The 20,187-nt window shown below is 59.1% G+C and carries 18 protein-coding genes; 11 read left to right on the top strand and 7 right to left on the bottom strand.

Annotation, left to right across the window (positions count from 1 at the left end):
- The first annotated feature begins 37 nt into the window (after positions 1 to 37).
- The 4 genes from ACFOFO_RS10180 to ACFOFO_RS10165 all read left to right on the top strand — a co-directional run bounded on the left by ACFOFO_RS10180 (position 38) and on the right by ACFOFO_RS10165 (position 6,243).
- Entirely contained in the window at positions 38 to 460 is a 423-nt protein-coding gene (locus tag ACFOFO_RS10180) for an Lrp/AsnC family transcriptional regulator (protein WP_390321846.1), read from the top strand.
- 338 nt (positions 461 to 798) lie between these two features.
- Positions 799 to 4,590: a methionine synthase gene (metH, locus tag ACFOFO_RS10175; protein ID WP_390331486.1), complete on the top strand. Its 3,792-nt coding sequence runs from the start codon at positions 799 to 801 to the stop codon at positions 4,588 to 4,590.
- A gap of 129 nt (positions 4,591 to 4,719) precedes the next feature.
- A complete protein-coding gene (locus ACFOFO_RS10170) occupies positions 4,720 to 5,385 on the top strand; it encodes a flagellar brake protein (RefSeq protein ID WP_390331480.1) in 666 nt (221 codons plus the stop codon).
- A 315-nt stretch (positions 5,386 to 5,700) separates the two neighbouring features.
- Positions 5,701 to 6,243, top strand: a complete 543-nt coding sequence (locus tag ACFOFO_RS10165; protein WP_390321856.1) for a hypothetical protein — start codon at positions 5,701 to 5,703, stop codon at positions 6,241 to 6,243.
- Positions 6,244 to 6,409: 166 nt separating this feature from the next.
- Here ACFOFO_RS10165 and ACFOFO_RS10160 read toward each other — a convergent pair whose 3' ends face one another.
- From ACFOFO_RS10160 to ACFOFO_RS10145, 4 genes are all read right to left on the bottom strand, one after another.
- A complete protein-coding gene (locus ACFOFO_RS10160; RefSeq protein ID WP_390321859.1) occupies positions 6,410 to 6,943 on the bottom strand; it encodes an REP-associated tyrosine transposase in 534 nt (177 codons plus the stop codon).
- Between the two features lie 236 nt (positions 6,944 to 7,179).
- Positions 7,180 to 8,490: an ABC transporter permease gene (locus ACFOFO_RS10155; RefSeq protein WP_390331479.1), complete on the bottom strand. Its 1,311-nt coding sequence runs from the start codon at positions 8,488 to 8,490 to the stop codon at positions 7,180 to 7,182.
- Between the two features lie 41 nt (positions 8,491 to 8,531).
- Positions 8,532 to 9,473, bottom strand: coding sequence for an ABC transporter ATP-binding protein (locus tag ACFOFO_RS10150; RefSeq protein ID WP_390321866.1), 942 nt, complete (start codon positions 9,471 to 9,473; stop codon positions 8,532 to 8,534).
- 319 nt (positions 9,474 to 9,792) lie between these two features.
- Positions 9,793 to 10,560, bottom strand: coding sequence for a class II glutamine amidotransferase (locus ACFOFO_RS10145; protein ID WP_390321868.1), 768 nt, complete (start codon positions 10,558 to 10,560; stop codon positions 9,793 to 9,795).
- Between the two features lie 119 nt (positions 10,561 to 10,679).
- Between ACFOFO_RS10145 and ACFOFO_RS10140 the strand changes: the two genes are divergently transcribed.
- A complete protein-coding gene (locus tag ACFOFO_RS10140) occupies positions 10,680 to 10,961 on the top strand; it encodes a hypothetical protein (protein WP_390331478.1) in 282 nt (93 codons plus the stop codon).
- Positions 10,962 to 11,079: 118 nt separating this feature from the next.
- Here the strand turns inward: ACFOFO_RS10140 and ACFOFO_RS10135 are convergent, their stop codons facing one another.
- Together ACFOFO_RS10135 and ACFOFO_RS10130 are read right to left on the bottom strand one after the other, a co-directional pair.
- Positions 11,080 to 12,180, bottom strand: a complete 1,101-nt coding sequence (locus tag ACFOFO_RS10135; protein ID WP_390321871.1) for a TAXI family TRAP transporter solute-binding subunit — start codon at positions 12,178 to 12,180, stop codon at positions 11,080 to 11,082.
- 27 nt (positions 12,181 to 12,207) lie between these two features.
- A complete protein-coding gene (locus ACFOFO_RS10130; RefSeq protein ID WP_390331477.1) occupies positions 12,208 to 12,879 on the bottom strand; it encodes a hypothetical protein in 672 nt (223 codons plus the stop codon).
- A gap of 516 nt (positions 12,880 to 13,395) precedes the next feature.
- Here ACFOFO_RS10130 and ACFOFO_RS10125 point away from each other — a divergent pair.
- The 5 genes from ACFOFO_RS10125 (at position 13,396) to ACFOFO_RS10105 (ending at position 18,862) form a co-directional block, all read left to right on the top strand.
- The gene (locus tag ACFOFO_RS10125; RefSeq protein ID WP_390321875.1) at positions 13,396 to 14,526 is read left to right on the top strand and encodes a polysaccharide biosynthesis/export family protein; all 1,131 of its coding nucleotides are present in this window, start codon (positions 13,396 to 13,398) and stop codon (positions 14,524 to 14,526) included.
- Positions 14,510 to 14,710 carry a hypothetical protein gene (locus ACFOFO_RS10120; protein WP_390331476.1) on the top strand — a complete coding sequence of 67 codons (201 nt, stop codon included), beginning with the start codon at positions 14,510 to 14,512 and terminating at the stop codon, positions 14,708 to 14,710. Before ACFOFO_RS10125 ends, ACFOFO_RS10120 begins: the two co-directional genes overlap by 17 nt.
- A 25-nt stretch (positions 14,711 to 14,735) precedes the next feature.
- Positions 14,736 to 17,018, top strand: a complete 2,283-nt coding sequence (locus ACFOFO_RS10115; protein ID WP_390331475.1) for a polysaccharide biosynthesis tyrosine autokinase — start codon at positions 14,736 to 14,738, stop codon at positions 17,016 to 17,018.
- Positions 17,019 to 17,375: 357 nt separating this feature from the next.
- A complete protein-coding gene (locus ACFOFO_RS10110) occupies positions 17,376 to 17,918 on the top strand; it encodes a GNAT family N-acetyltransferase (protein WP_390331474.1) in 543 nt (180 codons plus the stop codon).
- 308 nt (positions 17,919 to 18,226) lie between these two features.
- On the top strand, positions 18,227 to 18,862 hold the full coding sequence (locus tag ACFOFO_RS10105; RefSeq protein WP_390331473.1) for a hypothetical protein: 636 nt from the start codon (positions 18,227 to 18,229) through the stop codon (positions 18,860 to 18,862).
- A 778-nt stretch (positions 18,863 to 19,640) separates the two neighbouring features.
- Here the strand turns inward: ACFOFO_RS10105 and ACFOFO_RS10100 are convergent.
- Entirely contained in the window at positions 19,641 to 19,988 is a 348-nt protein-coding gene (locus ACFOFO_RS10100; RefSeq protein ID WP_390328317.1) for a hypothetical protein, read from the bottom strand.
- Between ACFOFO_RS10100 and ACFOFO_RS10095 the strand changes: the two genes are divergently transcribed.
- The coding region (locus tag ACFOFO_RS10095; protein WP_390331485.1) for a DUF1565 domain-containing protein at positions 19,976 to 20,187 on the top strand (212 nt) is incomplete at its 3' end. The two genes, ACFOFO_RS10100 and ACFOFO_RS10095, sit on opposite strands and share 13 nt — an antisense overlap.

Below are 20,187 nucleotides of genomic sequence, written 5' to 3'. Positions count from 1 at the left end.
GTCAAAATGGCAGCCATAACTGGCAGTTTGTACAATCATGGACGATACCGACCGACAATTACTGGCCTTGCTGCGGGACGATGCCCGCACTTCGGTCGCGACCCTGGCGAAGAAATTGCGCGTCTCGCGCGGCACCGTGCAAAATCGCATCGACAAGCTGGAAAGCTCCGGCGTGATCGTCGGCTACACGGTGCGCCTCAAGCCGGAAGCCGAGGCGCACCGCATCCGGGCCTGGATGAATATCGCGATCGAAGGCAACACTGCGGCCAGCGTGCTGCAAGCCTTGCGCGGCGAACCGAACGTGCACACCCTGCACACCACCAACGGCCGTTGGGACGTGATCGCGGAACTGCGCGCCGATAACTTGGAGGCGTTCGACCTGGTGCTCGGGCGCATCCGAAAGATACCCGGCATCGCCAATAGCGAGACCAGCATCCTGCTGTCGACCCACAAGTTGTAGCGGCGGCCGGAAACGGCGGGAAACGGCGACATGTAGCATGGGTGCAACCCATCGTTGCGGACATGGATGATGGGTTGCACCCATCCTACGGCGGCGCAAGCGCTAGAAAAGCGTTAACCAGCAACGATCTTGATGCAATCGGCGAGCCCGCGGCCCTTGAAAACATGCACGGCGCCGATTTGACCTATAATTTACCGATTCCAGCGCCGATTTGACACACAGCTTGCGGGCGCACGCGATGCGGAACAGCGCATCCGAACTAAATACGGCTAAAGCGGAAGGATGACCCGACCCGCTTCCCAGGCTGGCCGGGTTTTTTGCTTTTTGAAAGTGTAATGATGAAACGCGACGCGATATCTCCGACCGAAGCGCACCTGCGCGAGCTGCTGTCCCAACGCATCCTGATCCTGGACGGTGCGATGGGCACCATGATTCAGCAGTACAAGCTGACCGAGCAGGATTATCGCGGCGGGCCGGGCGGGCGTTTCGCCGATTTTGCCGCGCCGGCGTCAGCTGGCACGCGCGAGCTGTTCGTCAAGGGCAACAACGAGCTGCTGACCTTGACCCAGCCGCAGATCATCCAGGAAATCCACGAGCAATACCTGGCCGCCGGCGCCGACCTGATCGAGACCAACACCTTCGGTGCCACCACGGTCGCGCAGGACGATTACCATATGGCGCATCTGGCCTATGAGATGAATGTGGCCGCCGCCAAACTGGCGCGCGCCGCCTGCGACAAGTATTCGAGTGCCGACAAGCCGCGCTTCGTCGCCGGCGCGCTCGGGCCGACGCCGAAGACCGCGTCGATCTCGCCCGATGTCAACGACCCGGCCGCGCGCAACGTCACTTTCGACCAGCTGGTCGCCGCCTATCTGGAACAGACCCGCGGCCTGGTCGAAGGCGGCGCCGACGTGCTGCTGGTCGAGACCATTTTCGATACCTTGAATTGCAAGGCGGCGCTGTTCGCGATCGATACCTTCTTCGAGGAATCCGGCAAGCGGTTGCCGATCATGATCTCCGGCACCGTCACCGATGCGTCAGGACGGATCCTGTCCGGCCAGACCGTGCCGGCGTTCTGGAATTCGGTGCGCCATGCCAAGCCATTGACGATCGGCCTGAACTGCGCACTCGGCGCGGCGCTGATGCGCCCGTACGCCGAAGAGATGGCGCAGATCGCCGATACCTTTGTCTGCATCTATCCGAATGCCGGCTTGCCGAACCCGATGTCGGATACCGGTTTCGATGAACTGCCGGCCGACACCTCCTCGTTGCTGAAGGACTTCGCCGAAAGCGGTTTCGTCAACATCGCCGGCGGCTGCTGCGGCACCACGCCGGCGCACATCAAGGCGATTGCCGAGGTCGTCAAAACCATCGCGCCGCGCAAGATTCCCGCGGTGCCGCAAGCGATGCGGCTGTCCGGGCTGGAGCCGTTCACGGTCGACGACGACTCGCTGTTCGTCAACGTCGGCGAGCGCACCAACGTCACCGGTTCGAAAGCCTTCGCCCGCTTGATCTTGAACGAGCAATACGACGAGGCGCTGGTGGTGGCACGACAGCAAGTCGAGAACGGCGCGCAGGTCATCGACATCAACATGGACGAAGCGATGCTCGATTCGGTCGCCGCGATGACGCGCTTTTTGAACCTGATCGCATCCGAACCCGACATCGCGCGGGTGCCGATCATGATCGACTCCAGCAAGTGGTCGGTGATCGAAGCCGGCCTGAAATGCGTGCAGGGCAAGTCGGTGGTCAACTCGATCTCGATGAAGGAAGGCGAGGACGAATTCCTGCGTCAGGCCCGGCTGTGCCGGCGTTACGGCGCAGCGGTGATCGTGATGGCGTTCGATGAAAAGGGCCAGGCCGATACCTTTGCGCGCAAGACCGAGATCTGCCAGCGTGCCTACAACCTGTTGGTGACCAAGGTCGGCTTTCCGCCGGAAGACATCATCTTCGATCCGAACATTTTCGCGATCGCGACCGGCATCGAAGAGCACAATAATTACGCGGTTGATTTCATCAACGCGACGCGCTGGATTCGCGACAATCTGCCGCACGCAAAAATCAGTGGCGGGGTGTCGAACGTCAGCTTTTCCTTCCGCGGCAACGACCCGGCGCGCGAAGCGATCCACACCGTATTTTTGTACCACGCGATCCAGGCCGGCATGACCATGGGCATCGTCAACGCCGGCATGATGGGCGTGTATGACGATCTCCCGGCCGAGTTGCGCGAGCGGGTCGAGGACGTGGTGTTGAATCGGCGTGAAGATTCGACCGAACGCATGATCGAGATCGCCGGTACCTTGAAGGCCGGTGGCAAGAAAGAAGAACAGAACCTGGAATGGCGCGAAGGCCCGGTGCAAAAACGCCTGGCGCACGCGCTGGTGCATGGCATCACGCAATGGATCGTCGAGGATACCGAAGAAGCGCGCCAGGAATTGCTGCATAACGGTGGCCGTCCGATCCACGTGATCGAAGGGCCGTTGATGGATGGCATGAACATCGTCGGCGACCTGTTCGGCCAGGGCAAGATGTTCTTGCCGCAGGTGGTCAAATCGGCGCGCGTGATGAAGCAGGCGGTGGCCCACCTGATCCCGTTCATCGAGGCCGAGAAGCTGAAAGAAGAACAGCGCACCGGCATCGTCGCCAAGCCGAAGGGCAAGATCGTGATCGCCACGGTCAAGGGCGATGTGCACGACATCGGCAAGAACATCGTGTCGGTTGTCCTGCAATGCAATAACTTCGAAGTCGTCAACATGGGCGTGATGGTGCCGTGTTCGGAAATCCTGGCCAAGGCGAAGGCCGAGAACGCCGACATCATCGGCCTGTCCGGCCTGATCACGCCGTCGCTGGAAGAAATGGCCCACGTCGCCAAGGAAATGCAGCGTGACCCGCATTTCCGCATGCTGAAGATCCCGCTCCTGATCGGCGGCGCCACCACCTCGCGCGCGCATACCGCAGTCAAGATCGCGCACAACTACGAGGGTCCGGTGGTGTATGTACCCGATGCGTCACGTTCGGTATCGGTGGCTCAGTCCTTGCTGACACCGGAGCAACGCGAGCAGTACATCGCCGACATCGCCAGCGATTACGAACGCATCCGCGAGCAGCACGCCAACAAGAAAGCCGCGCCGCTGCTGACGCTGGCGCAGGCACGCGCCAACAAGATGAAGCTGGCGTTTGACGGCCGCCACACGCCGGTGCGGCCGAAATTCATCGGCCGCCGTGAAATCAAGAATGTCGATCTGGCGACGGTGGCGCACTACATCGATTGGGGCCCGTTCTTCCAGACCTGGGACCTGGCCGGGCCGTATCCGGCGATTTTGACCGACGAGGTGGTCGGCGAAGCCGCCGCCAAGGTCTTGGCCGAAGGCCAGGCGCTATTGAAAAAAGTCATCGACGGCCGCTGGCTGACTGCCAACGGCGTAATCGCGCTGCTGCCGGCCAACAGCGTCAACGACGACGATATCGAGATCTACACCGACGAGTCGCGCAGCGAAGTCGCGTTTACCTATTACGGCCTGCGCCAGCAAGGCGTCAAGCCGGTGATCGACGGCGTCGCGCGACCGAATCAATGCCTGGCCGATTTCATCGCGCCGAAACTGATCGATGGCAAGCCGTCCGGCATCTTTGATTACATCGGCCTATTCGCCGTCACCGCCGGTCTCGGCATCGAGAAGTATGAAAGACGGTTCGAAGACGCGCACGACGACTACAGCAGCATCATGCTCAAGTCACTGGCCGACCGCCTGGCCGAGGCGCTGGCCGAATACCTGCACCAGCGCGTGCGCACCGACCTGTGGGGCTACGTGGCCGACGAGCATCTGAGCAACGAGGAGCTGATCAAGGAACGCTATGTCGGCATCCGGCCGGCGCCCGGCTACCCGGCCTGCCCCGAGCATACGGTCAAGGCCGACATGTTCAAGCAACTGCAATGTGGAGAAATCGGCATGCAGCTGACCGAATCATTCGCGATGTATCCGGGCGCGGCGGTATCGGGCTTCTATTTTGCCCATCCTGAATCGAAGTATTTCGTGGTCGGCAAGATCGGCGATGATCAGGTGACGGACATGGCGCAGCGGCGTGGCATCGATAAGCAGCAGATCGAGACCTGGTTGGCGCCCAATCTGTGATTTTTTGAGCATTGCAGGCATGGGGGCGCTCGACGGAATGGCAGCCCCGTGCCGACCGCATGTTTTTTAGTGACCGCAGCAGTCATGTATCATGATCCGGTGCCCACTCAAGAAATATCAGGCCGCGCTATGACAAGTTTTGACGATATGAAGCTGGAAGTGGGTACTCGCTTGCAGATGACGCTCAAGCGCGGCGTGCAACCATTAATTTATTACACCGCACTCATCGGCTATGTGAGTGGCGAGTACTTGCTGATGAAAATCCCGCTCGAGAATGGACTTTCGGTCCCGATACTGGCGGGCGAGCGCGTCGCCTTGCGCGTATTTTCCGGGATGAACGTGTTTTCGTTTGTCTGCGACGTGGAATCGGTTTTCCACGGCCCCCGGTTCTACATGCACCTCACCTTTCCCAATGAAATCCAGGCCACGGCATTGCGCAAGGCGGTCAGGGTCAATGTGGAATTGCCGGTGCAGATCAAGGGCGCATCGGCGTGCGGGACCATCACCGATATCAGTGTGGCCGGAGCCCAGATCACGGCTGACAGCGCGCTGGGCGAACCTGAAGCGAAAATTGCGCTGTCGTTCACGTTTCGGATCAAGCCGACCAATCAGGAAGTGCTGATCGAAACCAGCGCAACGATCCGCAGTCTGCGTGAGTTACCTGCCGCAAAAACGGGCGCGCCATCACGTTTTTCGCACGGCGTGTTGTTCGATGATATCGACCCGACCAGCCAGGTGATGCTGCAAAATCTGGTCTACGAATCCTTGCTGGGGCTGAAGTCGAAGTCCGAATGATGATCTGAACGCCAACTTGGGCGACGATCAGGTGACGGACATGGCGCAGCGGCGTGGCATTGATAAGCAGCAGATCGAGACTTGGCTGGCGCCGAATTTGTCGTGAGCATGACGGTCGTTTGTTGGTCCGCCGGTCTTCCGCGCGAATGATCCCAAACCGTTCGTGCTGAGTAGCCCCAGCGGGGCGTATCGAAGCAGGCGACTGGCAGCAACACATTGGGCAGCGCTGCGCGCGCATATGCTGGCCGAACGGCATGTGGAATTTCCTGGGCCTTTAGATCAAGGAGCGGACATGTTGGCGACACACCGAAAATCATGAAGCGCCTGGTTCGATACGGCGCATGGTGTTTGTCCACGATGCTGGCGAACCCGGCGGCGGCGGCCGACGATGCGCGCGCCAACCGCGGCAATGATCCCTTCTTCCAGGTTTCCAGTGCGATTCCGGCCTGTCCGCTGCCGCTGGGACCGTTGCAGACGCAGCACGAATGGCGAGAGCAAGCGCATTATCGGGCCGAGCGCGGCACTAGTTGCTGGGCCGAGGGCCGTTGCCGTTTGCCGAATTCCTACCGCTACGACACCGAGATCGCCGCGGCCGTGCAACGGCGGCTGGCGTATATCGAGCCGGCCATGCATTGGCATGAAAAGACCACGCTCTGGCTGCTGCTGCAGCGTCGTTTCATCTATCTGCAGGGATGCGTAGCGCCGGACTTTGACAGCCGTCAGTTCCTGCTTGAACTCGGAAAGACCGCCGATGTCGAGCAGGTGATTGACCAGACCACTGCCGATCCGCGCGCAAAATTGCTACCGTATCGGACGCTGGCCGAACCGGACAAGGCTCTGGCAAAGCCAGGCCAGTAAGCGGTCGACCGCCTCTTGCGCAAGCCGGGCAGCGCCGGAACTGCCACAGCTCGTAGGGCGGAAAAGCGCAGCCCTTGCAGGGCGCATATCCGCTTGCAAGCGGATACCGTTTCGCAGGCGGATCGCATGCGATCCGAAACCCCTGCTCCACCCTTCCGCCGCATGTCTATGCGTCCCTTTCGCCCGTAACCAAGTCAGGTGCCTCGCCTGCCCAATCATTCGGATAAATCCCCGCAGTCACGAACCGATGAAATGACGAGTAGGGCCATGCGTTTACCTGTCGCACGAGTCCATGCTTGAACGGATTGATATGCACATAATTGACATGCGCTGCATAGTCTCGCTCATCACGAATGGTATGTTCCCAAAATCGCCTTTGCCAAATGCCACGTTCACCTTTGCGTACACGTACCGCCGACAAACGCTCGGTTTTTGGTAGCGACTTCGCAAAGGCAATTTTGATCGCCTTCCAGCGCGCAGAGTAATCGGTGTCGCCCGGTGGAAGAGTCCAGATGCAATGGGTATGGTCCGGCAACACCACCCACGCATCAATGTGAAATGGCCGGCGCGCACGCACCTGTCGTACGGCTTCACGAAAGGCGTCGATATGCTGGACCAGTAAGCAGCTCCGGCGTTCGAGCAGATTGACGGTGAAAAAATACGTCCCTCCGGGGACGCGATTGCGGCGGTAATCTGGCATGGATGAGGTGTGCCTGAAAGTTGCATGCGGCGGAAGGGTGGAGCAGGGGTTTCGGATCGCATGCGATCCGCCTGTGAAACGGTATCCGCTTGCAAGCGGATATGCGCCCTGCAAGGGCTGCGCTTTTCCGCCCTACAGCCCTAATCTGACACTGTATGTCGGATCGAGTTTGAGTCGGTACATATTAAATGCCATCCTGGCGCGCGCAAGGATGGCAATTTTACATACGGAGCGCGTTACGCCAGCCGCGCATCGCGCCGGAACTTCCATAGCGCCAGGCCGCCGAACAGCAGCGTGAAACCGAGTTGCACCGCCATCGCCGGCAGCGCCGCATCCAGCCCCAATCCGCGCCAGGTCATCGCATCGAAGCCGTCGACCGCCCAGCGTGTCGGCACCGCCAATGTCAGCGTCTGCAGCCATTGCGGAAACAGGAAGGATGGCACCCAGGCGCCGCCCAGCATCACCATGATCAGCGTCGCGAACACCGCCAGTCCGCGCGCCGCTTCAGGAGTCTGGCCGAAGGCGGCGATCAACAGGCCAAAACTGGCAGTCACCAGCGCAAAACAGAGCCCGACGCCGATGAAGCCGATCACACTGCCGGCGATCTGCACCTTGAACGCGAGTATCGCCACGGCGAAGATGAAGCCGAGGATACCGAACGCGATGATCGCGCAGGACAGCGCGCGCGCCAGCAATATGGTTGACAGCGTGATGGGCGCGGCCAACAGGCGGTTCCACAGTCCCATGCGGCGCGCCAGCAGGATCGCGATGCCGGCATCGATGCCCATGAACAGGATGAACTGCACGCTCATGCCGGCGAACGAATGTGCATAGCCGTTGTATTTGTTGGGGCTTGATGTCATCGCCTCGTCACGGGTCGAGAATGGCATGGATAGGCCGAGGCCGGCCTTCGGCGCGCCGCCGGCATCATTGCCGCCTGCGGATTTGCTTGCGATCGTCGATTGATATTGCTTGACGCTGCCGAGGAACCTGACCAGCTCGGCGCTTTGCGGATCGCTGGCAGCCTGGCTCTCCAGCTGCTTGATGCTGGTATTGAGATAAGAATTGTCGGCGCTCGCGTCGAATACCTCGGCGCTGATATTTTGCATCACGTGCTGGGTCAGCATCCCCTTCAGCATCGCCAGCACCGCGTTTTGCGACGGGTCGTAATAGAGTGCAATTTCCGGTTTGTTCCTGCCGCTGAAAAAGGCAGTCTTGGCGGCGTCGCCGAAACCGGCCGGCAGTACCACCGCTGCATTCAGTTTGCCCTTGCGTACCTTGTCCTGGGCTTCGGCCAGTGACAGCTCGAGTACATTGAGCGCCTTGTCGCTCTTCAGACCGGCCGCGATCTTTCGGCTGGCAGCGCTGTCATCGAGTTGCACCAGCGCGACATCGATCTTGCCGCCATCGGTTGCGCCGGAGCCGCCAAACAGATAGCCGAAAAACGCGCCGAGCATGATCGGCATCAGCAGGCTCAGCAGCAGCGCACGACGGTTCGACAGGAACAGGATCAAGTCCTTGCGGATCAACGCAATCAGTGCGGTCATGGTCGGATATCCAAAAAGTTCTGGTGAGGAGGGCGGTGCGATCAGTCGCGCAGGCTGCGGCCGGTCAGGTCGAGGAAGATGTCTTCCAGATTGGCCTTGGCGGTCGCGAAATGCAGCGGCTGGCAACCCTGTGTCTGCATCCATGCCAGCAGCGGCAACGCCTGTTCGGTCGCGTGCAGGCCGATCTGCAGGCAGCAGTCGGTGACCGCGACTGTGGTCACGCCCGGCTGGCGCCGGATGCCGTCGAGCAGGGCGGCGCTGGCCGCTTGCGCCAGATCGATTCGCAGCGCGGCCTGCGCCGGCAGCCTTTGATACAGTGCGGCCGGCGTTTCATCGGCCAGGATCTTGCCGTGATCAATCACGACGATGTGGTCGGCCAGCCGCTCCACTTCTTCCATGTAGTGACTGGTATAGATCAGCGCCCGGCCCTGACTCTTCAGCAGTTCCAGACTATTGAAGATCGCGTTGCGGCTCTGCGGGTCGACCCCGACGGTCGGCTCGTCCAGGATCAAGAGCTGGGGATCGTGCAGCAGCGCCGCCGCGATGTTCAGCCGTCGTTTCATGCCGCCGGAAAAAGCACTCAGTTTGTCAAATGCGCGGTCGGTCAGATTGACCAGCGCCAGCACGTCGTCGCAGCGCGTCTTCAGCCTGGCGCCGGACAGGCCATACAGCGCGCCGAACAGCTTCAGGTTTTCGCGCGCCGACAGGTCTTCGTACAACGCCAGATCCTGCGGCACCAAGCCGATCTTGTGCTTGACGGCGCTGTTGCCGCCGCCGATCGGCTGGCCGTCGAGCAGGATCTGGCCGCCGTCGGGCCGCAGCAGGCCGCAGATCAGGCTGACCGTGGTCGATTTGCCTGCGCCGTTGGGGCCGATCAGGCCGAGCGTCTGGCCGCTATTGACGCGGAACGAGATGCCATCGACCGCCCGGCGCTCGCCATACGATTTCACGAGATTGGTGACGGTCAGTAAAACAGAAGCCATGGCGCAATCCGGAGTTGGGGTGGATCGGAGTGTACATGGATGTTGTTTGCTGTTCTATAACAGGCGGGGCTTAATGAGGTTTGGGTCGGTCGGTCAAATCAATACTGTCACCCCAGCCCCCTTCGACAAGCTCAGGACATGCTTCGGCAAGCTCAGGACAAGCTGGCCTGCGGTCAAGCTGGGGCGCAGTGGCGTTCGTGGCAGCTACTTGACGGTCATTGCTGGTGCGCGCTTTGCTGGTGCAAAACGAACGCCGCTGGATCCCAGCGTGCGCTGGGATGACGGTGCGGAGGTTTCGATATGCGGGACCGTCGCCATGCTAGCCCAGCGGCGCACCATCGACGAATACGATCAACTCGCCGCTGGCGAACTGGCTCCATTGCTCGTCGGTAGTGAGCGGCGCGGTGACGATGACCGCGACGCGGTCGGTCGGCGTGGTCAGTTGCGCGAAATCGACCTGCAGGTCTTCGTCCGATAGCCGCGCCTGGCGGAACGGATGCTGGCGCACGATGTAGTACAGCGCGGTCGAGCAATGCGCAAACAGCACGCTGCCATCCGACAGCATCAGGTTGAAGGTGCCGTGGGCGGCGATCGCGGTCGTCAGCTCGCGCAGCTTTGCTGTCAGCGCCGCCAGCGGCGGTGCCTGGTCGCCGAAGCGGCGCCGCAGCTCCTGCAGCAGATAGCAGAACGCGAGCTCGCTGTCGGTATTGCCAACCGGGCGGTAGCAGCCGTCCATGGTCGGTGCGAAATCTTTCAGGTCGCCGTTATGCGCGAACACCCAGTAGCGGCCCCACAGTTCGCGCACGAACGGGTGGCAATTTTCCAAAGCAATCCGGCCCTGGGTGGCCTTGCGGATATGCGCCACCACGTTTTTGGATTTGATCGGTACGCGTCGGATCAGATCGGCTATCGGCGACGAGATCGCGGCTTCGTAATCGACGAAATGGCGCACGCCGGCACCTTCAAAGAACGCGATGCCCCAGCCGTCCTTGTGCTCGTCGGTACGGCCGCCGCGCGTCGCGAAACCGGTGAAACTGAATACGATGTCGGTGGGGACGTTGCAATTCATCCCGAGTAGCTGGCACATGGCGAGTGGAATAGGCTGGGTTTGATCGTATAGCGTCTAGTGTAGCGCGTTACGCTAGTGAGCCGATATCTCGCGCTAGTCCGGCGCCAACGAAAATAGTGGGAGTATGGGGCAAACCAATGCCAATGCCGCTGGTAAAACAAGCGGCTCTAAAAATACAGGCCCCAGTATTTATTTTGACACGATCCGACTTGCAGTGTCCGAATCGTGCGTCCGCGGCTCGATTGCGCAGCTTGTCTCGCGCACGTTACAGTAGCGCACCACAGCGCTACGCCACCGCCATGCAAACTCAACCTGAAAACGAATCGACAGAATTTCTCGGCATCAGCACCAACCTGATGTTCGACTGCGTCAACGGCAGCGCCCCCCTTGCAGGGCGCGTCATCGCTTGCAAGCGATGACCGTTACGCAGGCGAGCAGCAGGCTGCTCGAGTTCCCTGCTATACCTCCTTGCCAGCCCGCGTTTTGGTGGGGCCGCCGAGGCTTGAACGCATCTCCCAATTTGATTGTTAACAGGCCCTACATGCCGCACAGACCCAGCACTTTTTCCTGCTGGCTACAGGCTTTCGCCTCCGGCGCCGATATTTGTGGTGTCGGCGTTGCGCCGGCCTTCGCGATCGCACTGCGGCGCGCGATGCAAGCGCGCAATACCTTCTCGATTGGTGGGTAGTAAGTCCAGCCCTTGCCGAGCGGCGGCAATTCCATTTTCACCTGCTTCCATTTGGCGTGACCCTGGCTTTGCAGGTTGTCGAAATTGAGGCACAGCGCGTCGGCGAATCGGTTCAAATAGGCCTGCGTGTGCGCCATTCTGTAGTCGTAGGTGACCAGAAAGGCCTTGACCGTCAGCGTCGGCACGTCTTCGCTAATCCAGTTCGGATAACTGCTGCTGCGAATGGTGGCCGGAAAATAGGTCTTGGTGGCGTGCTGGCTCTCCGCCGATTTTTCGTCGAACCTGAGCAGCTTGATGAATTTGCGCGCCTCGGGCGTCATGTCGACAAACAGCTTGGCCGGCTGGCCGGCGACCACCACCACCACATCGATCGACTTGTCTCCGGTCAGCTTGAGCAGCGCCTCTTCGTTTGACAGATAACTGGCATTCGCGTCCGGCAACGACTTGCCGAACATCTGCTTGTATATGGTGGTGGCGGACAGGGCGGTGCCGCTGCCGACCGGGCCGACGTTGATCTTCTTGTCCTTGATCTGGTGGATGAATTCGAGCGGCGCATCGGCCCGCGTGACGAAATAGATTTCTTCGTCGTACAGCGGCATCACCACGCGCAAAGGCTGGATCAGCTGGCTGGCCGAGCGGTTGCCGCCTGCGGCCTGGTCGACGAACGCCTGATACACGTCCGATTGCACCAGCGCCAGCTTGACACCAGGCTCGTAACGCAGCCGTTGCACATTCTCGGTCGAGCCCTTGGACGGCAGCACTTCGAGCGTGATGTCGGCCGGGGCCGCCACCCATTTCGAGATGTCGCGCCCGATCTGAATATAAGTGCCGCGCTCGGACGCGGTGACGATCTTGTAGTCGATGTTAGGCAGTGCATGCGACGGCAGCGACAGGGTCAGCATCGGCAGCCACATCAGGAACAGCGCAACCATGGTGCGGGTCTTGTTCATAGCGTTCCTCCGGTGGGTCTTGCATTGCTAGCGGCCCTTGATATCGCATAACGCCATTGCCAGTGCGGCTGCGCTGCAGGGCGTGGCCGGGGTCGTATCGTCCGCCGCCTGTTTCTTGACCGCCGCTTGGTTCGCTTGACGGTGAACCGCTTTCGGACTGGTCGCCGGCTCCGCGAGCAAGCGCGGGCCGCCGGTTCGCGCTGCATTGACGCCGACGGCCACCGTTGAGTTGGCGACTGGCTGGGGCGGCACAACTGGCTCGGCCGAGCTTGGCACGCTGGCGACCGCGATCGAGGCGGTGGCTGCCGGCGGTAATTCCTCGTTCGTCACGCTGCTGGTCGCGGGCCTGCTGGTGGACGATGGTGCGGGCGCCAGTGTGGGCGCCGATTGCATCCATGAAAACGCGATCAGGCCGGCCGCTGCGCCCAGTACCAGCAGCAGGACCAACCCCCACACCCAGCGCCATCGTTGTTGCAATTTGCCGACCGCGTCTTCCAGGTTCGACAGCACTTCGTATTGATGCCGCAGCTCCTGCAGTTCGGCCGGCGTCGCTGCCGCTGCTTGCTGCGGTACCATCCCGGTCGGCACTGCCGGCGCGGCCGCCGCCTTCGCCGCGAGTTCGGCATCGGACAGGAAAAAACCGCCGGTACCAGGTTCGCCTCTCGGCGTACGCTCTTTCTGACGAGATGAATGTCTCATCGATCCATTTGTCACCAGTTGTCTGCCTGCAGCAGGAATCAGTTCGGGCTTGCCAGCGATATCGTGCAATCACCAATATCGGATGGGACTGCAGTGCCATGCTGTACACCAGAATGACAGGCAGTCGCAAGCTTACCTATTTGATCCCCCCGCTCGATTGCGTCATTGAGCCTGGTCAATAAGCGGCCCGATTCATGTCAGTCGCCACGGCACGCCGCTGTGCTGGCGCGGGCAAGGCAACAATTTTTGCGGCGCCGCTGTAGCGGCCTGCGGAATTTCGGCCGAGTCCGAGTAGTTCCCCGGGGGAAATTCCTTGCACTTTCGCGCCGCTCTCATCCATTAGTAAATTGATAATTATCAAGTGCCGGCCAGCTGAAGTTTGTAAAGTGTAAGCATTCTTTTGACCCGCAATTCTTGTCAACATGGCACTGGTCGCGGCACTGGATACCGAACCGCGCAACATGCTCGGTCACTCGAACAAAGGCGGGTGTTGTCCAAACAGATTAGGTGAATCCAATGAAATTTTTGTCATGCATCAGTCTCAAACAAATCGGCCTGCTGGCCCTGATACCGTGGCTTGTCGCCTGTGCGTCGGGCGGCGCCGGCTTGCGTGCGGATCCCAGCGCCAGCCTCGAATCGGGGCTGCCCGCCAACGCGCCGGTGGTGAAACAGATCACGCCCGAACTGGTCCGGTCCGAGCGCGAGAAGCATGAAAAACAAACGACTCAGAACCTCAGCAATCTGGTCAGCGCGGTGACGCCGTACAAGATCGAAAGCGGCGACATCCTGTCGATCGTGGTGTGGGACCATCCCGAACTGGCCGGCGCCGTGATGGCGACACCGGTCGCCAGCATCAACGGCGCAGAAGCTGTCGGTCCGGCCGCGCCGCCGGCCGGCTTCGTGGTCGATCACGAGGGCATGGTGCAGTTTCCGTATGCGGGCGCGCTCAAGCTGGCGGGTCTGACAGAAGAGCAGGCGCGTGGCCTGCTGACCGGCAAGCTGGCGCGCTACATCAACAAGCCCAAGGTCACCCTGCGCGTGCAGGCCTATCGCAGCAAGCGCATCTATATCGATGGCGAAGTCAAGTCCCCCGGGCTGCAGGCAATCAATGACATCCCGATGACGCTGGTAGAAGCGCTGAACCGTGCCGGCGGCCTGCTGCCCACCGCCGATCAGAGCCAGATCTTCATCAACCGGGCCGGCACCAACTACCAGATCAACCTGCTGCAGCTGGTGCAAAAAGGCATTAATCCGTCCAGCATCATGTTGATCAACGGCGACATCGTGCGAGCCGTGTCGCGCGATGAAAGCAAGGTCTTCGTTTCGGGCGAAGTCGTTGCGCCGAAAGCGTTGACCATGCACAACGGCCGTCTGACGCTCAACGAAGCACTGGGTGAAACGGGCGGCATCAATCCGGTTACCGGTGATGGGCGACAGGTGTACGTGGTACGCAAGCAGGCGTCGGAGCCGGTGGTATATCAGCTCAACGCCAGCACGCCTGGGGCTTTGGCGATGGCCGAGAGTTTCGAGCTGTACCCGAAGGACGTAGTCTACGTCGCCGCGTCGCCACTGACCAACTGGCATCGCGCGATCAGCCTGATATTCCCAAGCGCGTTGTCGGGGGTTCTTAGTGCGGCTCATCCGTAGATCGATCGGCGGCATGATCGGCCCGGACCTGATGTTACGCGTGATCGTGCCACGCCGGACCGGACCGGTGATCCATTTTCAGCCCCTGTACGCTGGGATGGATCCGCCGCACCAGAATGACGGAGAAGATGTGGTGTCGGCGTCGGCCGGTGCGCTGTGGAAATATTCAGCCACTTTTATATAGATCTTATACAGGCTAGGTAATCATCATGATGAATACAGCGAATCAGAACGCGATGGCTCCCATCATGCAACACAGCATGACGATGCATCAACCTATTCAACAGTCTGCGCCGCAAAGTATGCCGCCGGACGATCAAGACGAGCTGAAAGCCTATGTCAATACCTTGTTCGACCACCGCTGGCTGATTCTGTGGATTGCGCTGGCAGCGACGTTGATCGGCGTCGCCTACGCATTCATGGCCAAGCCGGTGTATCAGGCCAGCATGATGATTCACGTCGAGGAAAACAGTCCCAATTCATCGAAAAACATTCTGGGTGAAATGGCTTCGCTGTTCGATACCAAGGCCGAAGTCACCGCCGAGATGGAGTTGCTGCATTCACGACTCGTAATCTCGCGTGCGGTCGACAACATGCGTCTGTACATCGATGCCCACCCGAAGTACTTCCCGCTGATCGGTGGCCTGCTGGCGCGCCAGAACAAGCAACTGTCCTCGCCCGGCGTCTTCGGCATCGGCGGCTATGCGTGGGGCGCCGAAAAGATTTCGGTGCCGGTGTTCAATGTGCCGGATGTGCTGCAAAACCGTGAATTTGTCATCACGGCGGAAGGCAACGGACAGTATCTGCTGACCGAATCGACCCAGAACATCGCGCTGAAAGGCAAGGTCGGCGTCGCGCTCAATGCCGCTACCGACAATGGCAATATCGAACTGATGGTAGACCAGATGGCAGCCGCACCCGGTGCGGAATTCAGCCTGCGCCGCGACTCGCGCCTCGCCGCGATTGAAGAAGTACAAAAATCCATGATGGTCACTGAGCAAGGCAAGCTGTCGGGCATCATCAACGTTACGCTGCAAGGCCAGAATCCGCAACTGACCACCAATATCCTCAATGAAATCGGGCGCGAATACATGCGGCAAAATCTGGCGCGCAAGACCGAAGAAGCCGAAAAATCGCTGGCCTTCCTGAACACCCAGTTGCCGCAACTGAAGGCGCAGCTGGAGCAGTCCGAGGGGAAATACAACCAATTTCGCAATGCGCACGGCACAATTGACCTGGGCGAGGAAGCGCGGCTCAGCCTGCAGCAATCGGCAGCGGCCAAGACCCGGCGCATCGAGTTGCAGCAGAAACGGACCGAATTGCTCAGTCGCTTCACCGACGAGCACCCGATCGTGCAGGGGGTGAACAGCCAGCTGCGTGAAATCGACAACGAGATCCGGGAAGTGGCCGGCCATATCAAGACCCTGCCGACACTGGAGCAGGATGTGGTCCGTTTGAACCGCGACGTCAAGGTCAACACCGATCTGTACACCACATTGTCCAACACCGCGCAACAGCTGCGCCTGATTACGGTTGGCAAGGTCAGCAACGTGCGCCTGATCGACGCGCCGATGGCACCGGAGAAACCGCTGAAGCCGAACCGGCCGTTAGTCATCGCGCTGGCGGTGTTGACCGGACTGTTTCTCGGCGTGATATCCGCCTTCATCAAAAAATCGTTCAAAAACGGTATCGAGAATCCGGAACATATCGAAAAGATGCTCGGCTCACGCGCGGTCTATGCCACCATCCCGCATAGCGACAAGCAGACCCAGATCATCAAACATCACGCGAAATCGAACCCGATGCTGGTACTGGCCCAGGCTGCACCGCAGGATGTGGCGATCGAAAGCCTGCGTTTTTTCCGCACCGCGGTGCAGTTCGCGATGCCGAAGTTCAAAAACAATATCGTCCTGATTACCGGACCTACGCCGGGCCTGGGCAAGTCCTTCGTCTCGGTCAATTTTGCTGCCGTGCTGGCAGAGACCGGCAAGAAGGTATTGCTGATCGACGCCGATTTCCGGAATGGCCACCTGCATCAATCCTTCGGCCTGGAGCGGCAGGGCGGGCTGTCCGAAGCCATCACCGGCGCCAAACCGCTGGAGCAATCCATCCGTCGCAGCGTGCTGGAGAATCTGGATTTCATCCCGACCGGCCTGCTGCCGCGCAATCCGTCGAAATTCCTGCTGCATACGGATTTCGGCGCACTGCTGCAAACGGTATCGAGCCAATATGATGTGGTGCTGATCGACGCGGCACCAGTACTGGCGGTGTCCGACACCCTCGTGATCGGTTCGCACGCCGGCGCCGTGTTCATCCTGACCCGTGCCGGCATCACGACCGAACGCGAGATCAACGAGTCGATCAAGCGTTTGAACCACGCAGGGATAGCACCGGCCGGCGTTCTGTTCAATGACCTGATTCTGCGGCCCGGCGTCTATGGTTACGGCTACGAGTATGGTAATGAAAATATCAGCCAACTGGAGTATTCGTAAGCGACAAACACCATCGAATCGAAGATCAAGCGGCAGCGCGGTAATGCCGTTCAGATAAGCGACTTTTTGAGTAATCGAATGGTATGGCGCTTTGGTTTAGCCTTAACGACTCGGTTGCATGGGTGGCGGGGGCGTTTTCGTTGGGGAGAGCGATGAGACGCTGACGTAGGCGCTGTAGCGTGGCATGAATTTTTACTTGGGTGCGAGTGACTGCGGCCCAGCGCAGCTCATATTGAATGGTGTTGAAGGCGCGTATAAAGCTGATATCGGTAGCTACACATTTTGCCTCCAATGGACAGCCTGTGCACTTTCCAGGCGAACCTATAAATAGATGCCATACGTGAAAAGAGGGGGAGCATGCCAGTACATCTGCGTTTCAAGACTCTCCGGGTGGAACCGTTCCAACTCGATGGAAATGACGACGTATTCGTCGTTGCGGGGCTAGTTGGATTAATGCGTCAATGGCCTTTGTTGTTGCACTGGTCCACAATTTGGGAACGGTTCAAGCTAGCGCTAAAGATTGCTGCCGGACGGAGCGTTTTTTTTGGAATTCGGTCGGGGGGAAGCCTTGTGTCGACCGGTGTGTTGGCATTAGGCTATTGCAGGACTTACAAGGTCGAGCCTGAAGCGGTCGTGATCGGTACGATCGGTACTGACCCTAGGAGAAGGGGAGAGGGGCTTGCGACGAGAGCCATAAAGGCGGCTATGAATGCAATGATTAATAGAGGGCATACGTTATTTTACATAGACACCCTGAGGGGCAATGTTGCGATGCTACGTTCCATTGAGAAACTCGGTTTTGGGCAACCGGTATCAAATGATGATACACATAGTCCGCTAATCACAAAGAACACGATAAGCGCTTCCTCTCCCAGTCCCGTAAAAAATAAAATCCAATGAAGAGATTTATAGCGGGCGGATAAATGCGCGCGCCGCCGTAATGCCGCTCAGTTAAGCCCTGAACGGCATTTTTCTTTAGAAAAAGAGGTGTAAACGTTCATACTGGATGCCACTTTTCGGCTTGATGCTAGTGCGGCACGCCTGCCGATCGCATGCTATTGCTCCTGAGTTTTTACACGATCTCGCAATGCATCCATCTGGTCGCTGTGTTCCAAGGCAGTTCGCGCCGTCTTGACCTGAAAGAGCATGCCTTGTGAGCATCGTTCTTCCCATCATTTTCGGCCGGCCCGATATTCAGATACAGCAGGATGTTGCAGAGCGAGGCCGCTTCGTCGATGATTGGGCCAGAGGCGATCGCCGAGCGGGTGTGCATGGGCCTGTTCCTGGTCAGCGTTGGCCTCGCGAAAAAGATCGTGTTTTCCGGATCGTTTGCGCAGATTGCAGACTTGTGTTTGTCTCATCCCGGCCAGCTTCGGCGCTGGAAGTCATCATCGGTGCATGTGCGTTTTCGTTCCAGCCCCACTTCGATTTCAGCGGCTACTCGGATATTGCACGCGGCATTGTGCAAATGCTTTTCCGGCTTTCAAAATCTGGATCGCATCTACAAAATACTCGACAATCAAGGCATCTGTGTCGTATCGGTGATTCCACCGATGGCGCCCGGTGGGTTTCCTCCAGAATATTTTGCCAAGAGCGATCGCTTCCATATTGCGGCAACGCGCCTCGCTTCCCGCTATGGCAGGGTCATTTCCGGCAATGACGACAGCTTTCGTGAGTTTCGGTTACAGCCATCGAATTTTTCCGATCTGCTTCATCCGTCGACCACCGGTACGCCACTGTTATCGCGCGAAATGAGTCGACTCATCGCTTTAGCAGCGGCCGATACAGCGGCGCCGCCGCGCTGTCAAAAGGCGGCTTCGCAGACCACCATGGCGGTCGGTTGATGCCCTGCTAGCCCATGCCTCGACACCGCTGTTCCGGCGCTTCCTTACCGTGTCGTTGCCTCGCCGATTCTTGAGTTCACCTCTTTTCTGTACCGGATAGTCCCGCACAGTCGACTCAGCCGGATGCGCAGAATTGTCTTTTTGGATTGATGGTATGAATGGCAAGCGGTCAGGCGCCCGCGCAAGTTCGCAACGGGCGAATGGGTAAGATCAATCAGTCCATTTCCGTGTTGGCACCTCGGCCCTGTTCCCGTACCCAAACCCTTCCAGTAATGCCTCGCTATCGGCGGGCCTCCAATCCGAACCAATGTTGCATAAGACGCATGCCACGGAGGACAGGTGTGGATTGCCGCATCGGCATGCCGCCTTGCAGACATTTCCTGAAATTTCCAGCGCAGCAATTGCTCAAGTTTTAATTGTGGCATTTCAATGTTTTCATTTAGGTAAAAACATCGGCACTTCTTTCTCCCTTCCAATTGAAAAATAGGCATCGTTCAGTCAAAAAACCGCGTTCAATCGCGGTTTTTTTTGCCTGAATAAAATTTCTTTGTTGAAAGGGAGCTACCACTTTCGCTCAAAAAACGTGGCTCCTTGACAGGCGCAATTGCCCGCTTTGCTAAGCGGCATCACGTTGTTTTCATAAAAACAATGCCGCTTTAAAAATACATCCTTGCAATTGATTATTCCCCATCACTAAATTTTTTTCAGGAAATAGTGGAACTAAGCAATTTGTTGCTTCTCAAAAAGGTTCGCTGCAATCAATGACTTGGGGAAACTTTCATGCTAAAGATGTCATCATTCGAACTCTCGCCGCGCGCCATGTTGTGCACAAGTTTTTTTTCCGTCCTGTTGGCCGCATGCGGAGGTGGTTCTGGTACTGATACATCTCAAACCGCGTCACCTGAATTCTTGAAGAGTGCGCAAGCCAATCCAGGCTCCAACGGATACGTGAGCCCCACCCCAACGCCAGCACCGGCACCGGCACCGGCACCAGCACCGGCACCGGCACCAGCACCGGCACCGGCACCAGCACCGGCACCAGCACCGGCACCAGCGCCAGCGCCAGCACCAGCACCAGCACCGGCACCGGCACCGGCACCGACGACGTACAACCTGTATGTTTCAACCACCGGTTCCGATTCCAACGCGGGTACGCAATCGGCACCATTCAAGACGATCCTGAAGGCGTCGCAGGTGGCCAAGCCTGACACCACGGTGCATGTGGCCGCCGGCACTTACACGGGGGGATTCCAGACCACCGTGAGCGGCACCTCGAGCGGGCGCATCCGTTTCGTGTCCGATACCAAATGGGGTGCCAAGATCAC

Source organism: Pseudundibacterium arcticum, assembly GCF_042646465.1.
GTDB classification, from domain to species: Bacteria; Pseudomonadota; Gammaproteobacteria; order Burkholderiales; family Burkholderiaceae_D; genus Undibacterium_A; species Undibacterium_A arcticum.
This window is presented reverse-complemented; position numbering and strand designations above follow the sequence as displayed.

Bases quoted from the DNA above. Each gene is read 5' to 3' on its own strand.
- ACFOFO_RS10180 (WP_390321846.1), top strand. From the start codon at position 38: ATGGACGATACCGACCGACAATTACTGGCCTTGCTGCGGGACGATGCC.
- ACFOFO_RS10140 (WP_390331478.1), top strand. From the start codon at position 10,680: ATGCCAATGCCGCTGGTAAAACAAGCGGCTCTAAAAATACAGGCCCCA.
- ACFOFO_RS10165 (WP_390321856.1), top strand. From the start codon at position 5,701: ATGAAGCGCCTGGTTCGATACGGCGCATGGTGTTTGTCCACGATGCTG.
- ACFOFO_RS10170 (WP_390331480.1), top strand. From the start codon at position 4,720: ATGACAAGTTTTGACGATATGAAGCTGGAAGTGGGTACTCGCTTGCAG.
- metH (WP_390331486.1), top strand. From the start codon at position 799: ATGAAACGCGACGCGATATCTCCGACCGAAGCGCACCTGCGCGAGCTG.
- ACFOFO_RS10145 (WP_390321868.1), bottom strand. From the start codon at position 10,560: ATGTGCCAGCTACTCGGGATGAATTGCAACGTCCCCACCGACATCGTA.
- ACFOFO_RS10110 (WP_390331474.1), top strand. From the start codon at position 17,376: ATGCCAGTACATCTGCGTTTCAAGACTCTCCGGGTGGAACCGTTCCAA.
- ACFOFO_RS10125 (WP_390321875.1), top strand. From the start codon at position 13,396: ATGAAATTTTTGTCATGCATCAGTCTCAAACAAATCGGCCTGCTGGCC.
- ACFOFO_RS10130 (WP_390331477.1), bottom strand. From the start codon at position 12,879: ATGAGACATTCATCTCGTCAGAAAGAGCGTACGCCGAGAGGCGAACCT.
- ACFOFO_RS10115 (WP_390331475.1), top strand. From the start codon at position 14,736: ATGATGAATACAGCGAATCAGAACGCGATGGCTCCCATCATGCAACAC.
- ACFOFO_RS10105 (WP_390331473.1), top strand. From the start codon at position 18,227: ATGTTGCAGAGCGAGGCCGCTTCGTCGATGATTGGGCCAGAGGCGATC.
- ACFOFO_RS10135 (WP_390321871.1), bottom strand. From the start codon at position 12,180: ATGAACAAGACCCGCACCATGGTTGCGCTGTTCCTGATGTGGCTGCCG.
- ACFOFO_RS10150 (WP_390321866.1), bottom strand. From the start codon at position 9,473: ATGGCTTCTGTTTTACTGACCGTCACCAATCTCGTGAAATCGTATGGC.
- ACFOFO_RS10155 (WP_390331479.1), bottom strand. From the start codon at position 8,490: ATGACCGCACTGATTGCGTTGATCCGCAAGGACTTGATCCTGTTCCTG.
- ACFOFO_RS10160 (WP_390321859.1), bottom strand. From the start codon at position 6,943: ATGCCAGATTACCGCCGCAATCGCGTCCCCGGAGGGACGTATTTTTTC.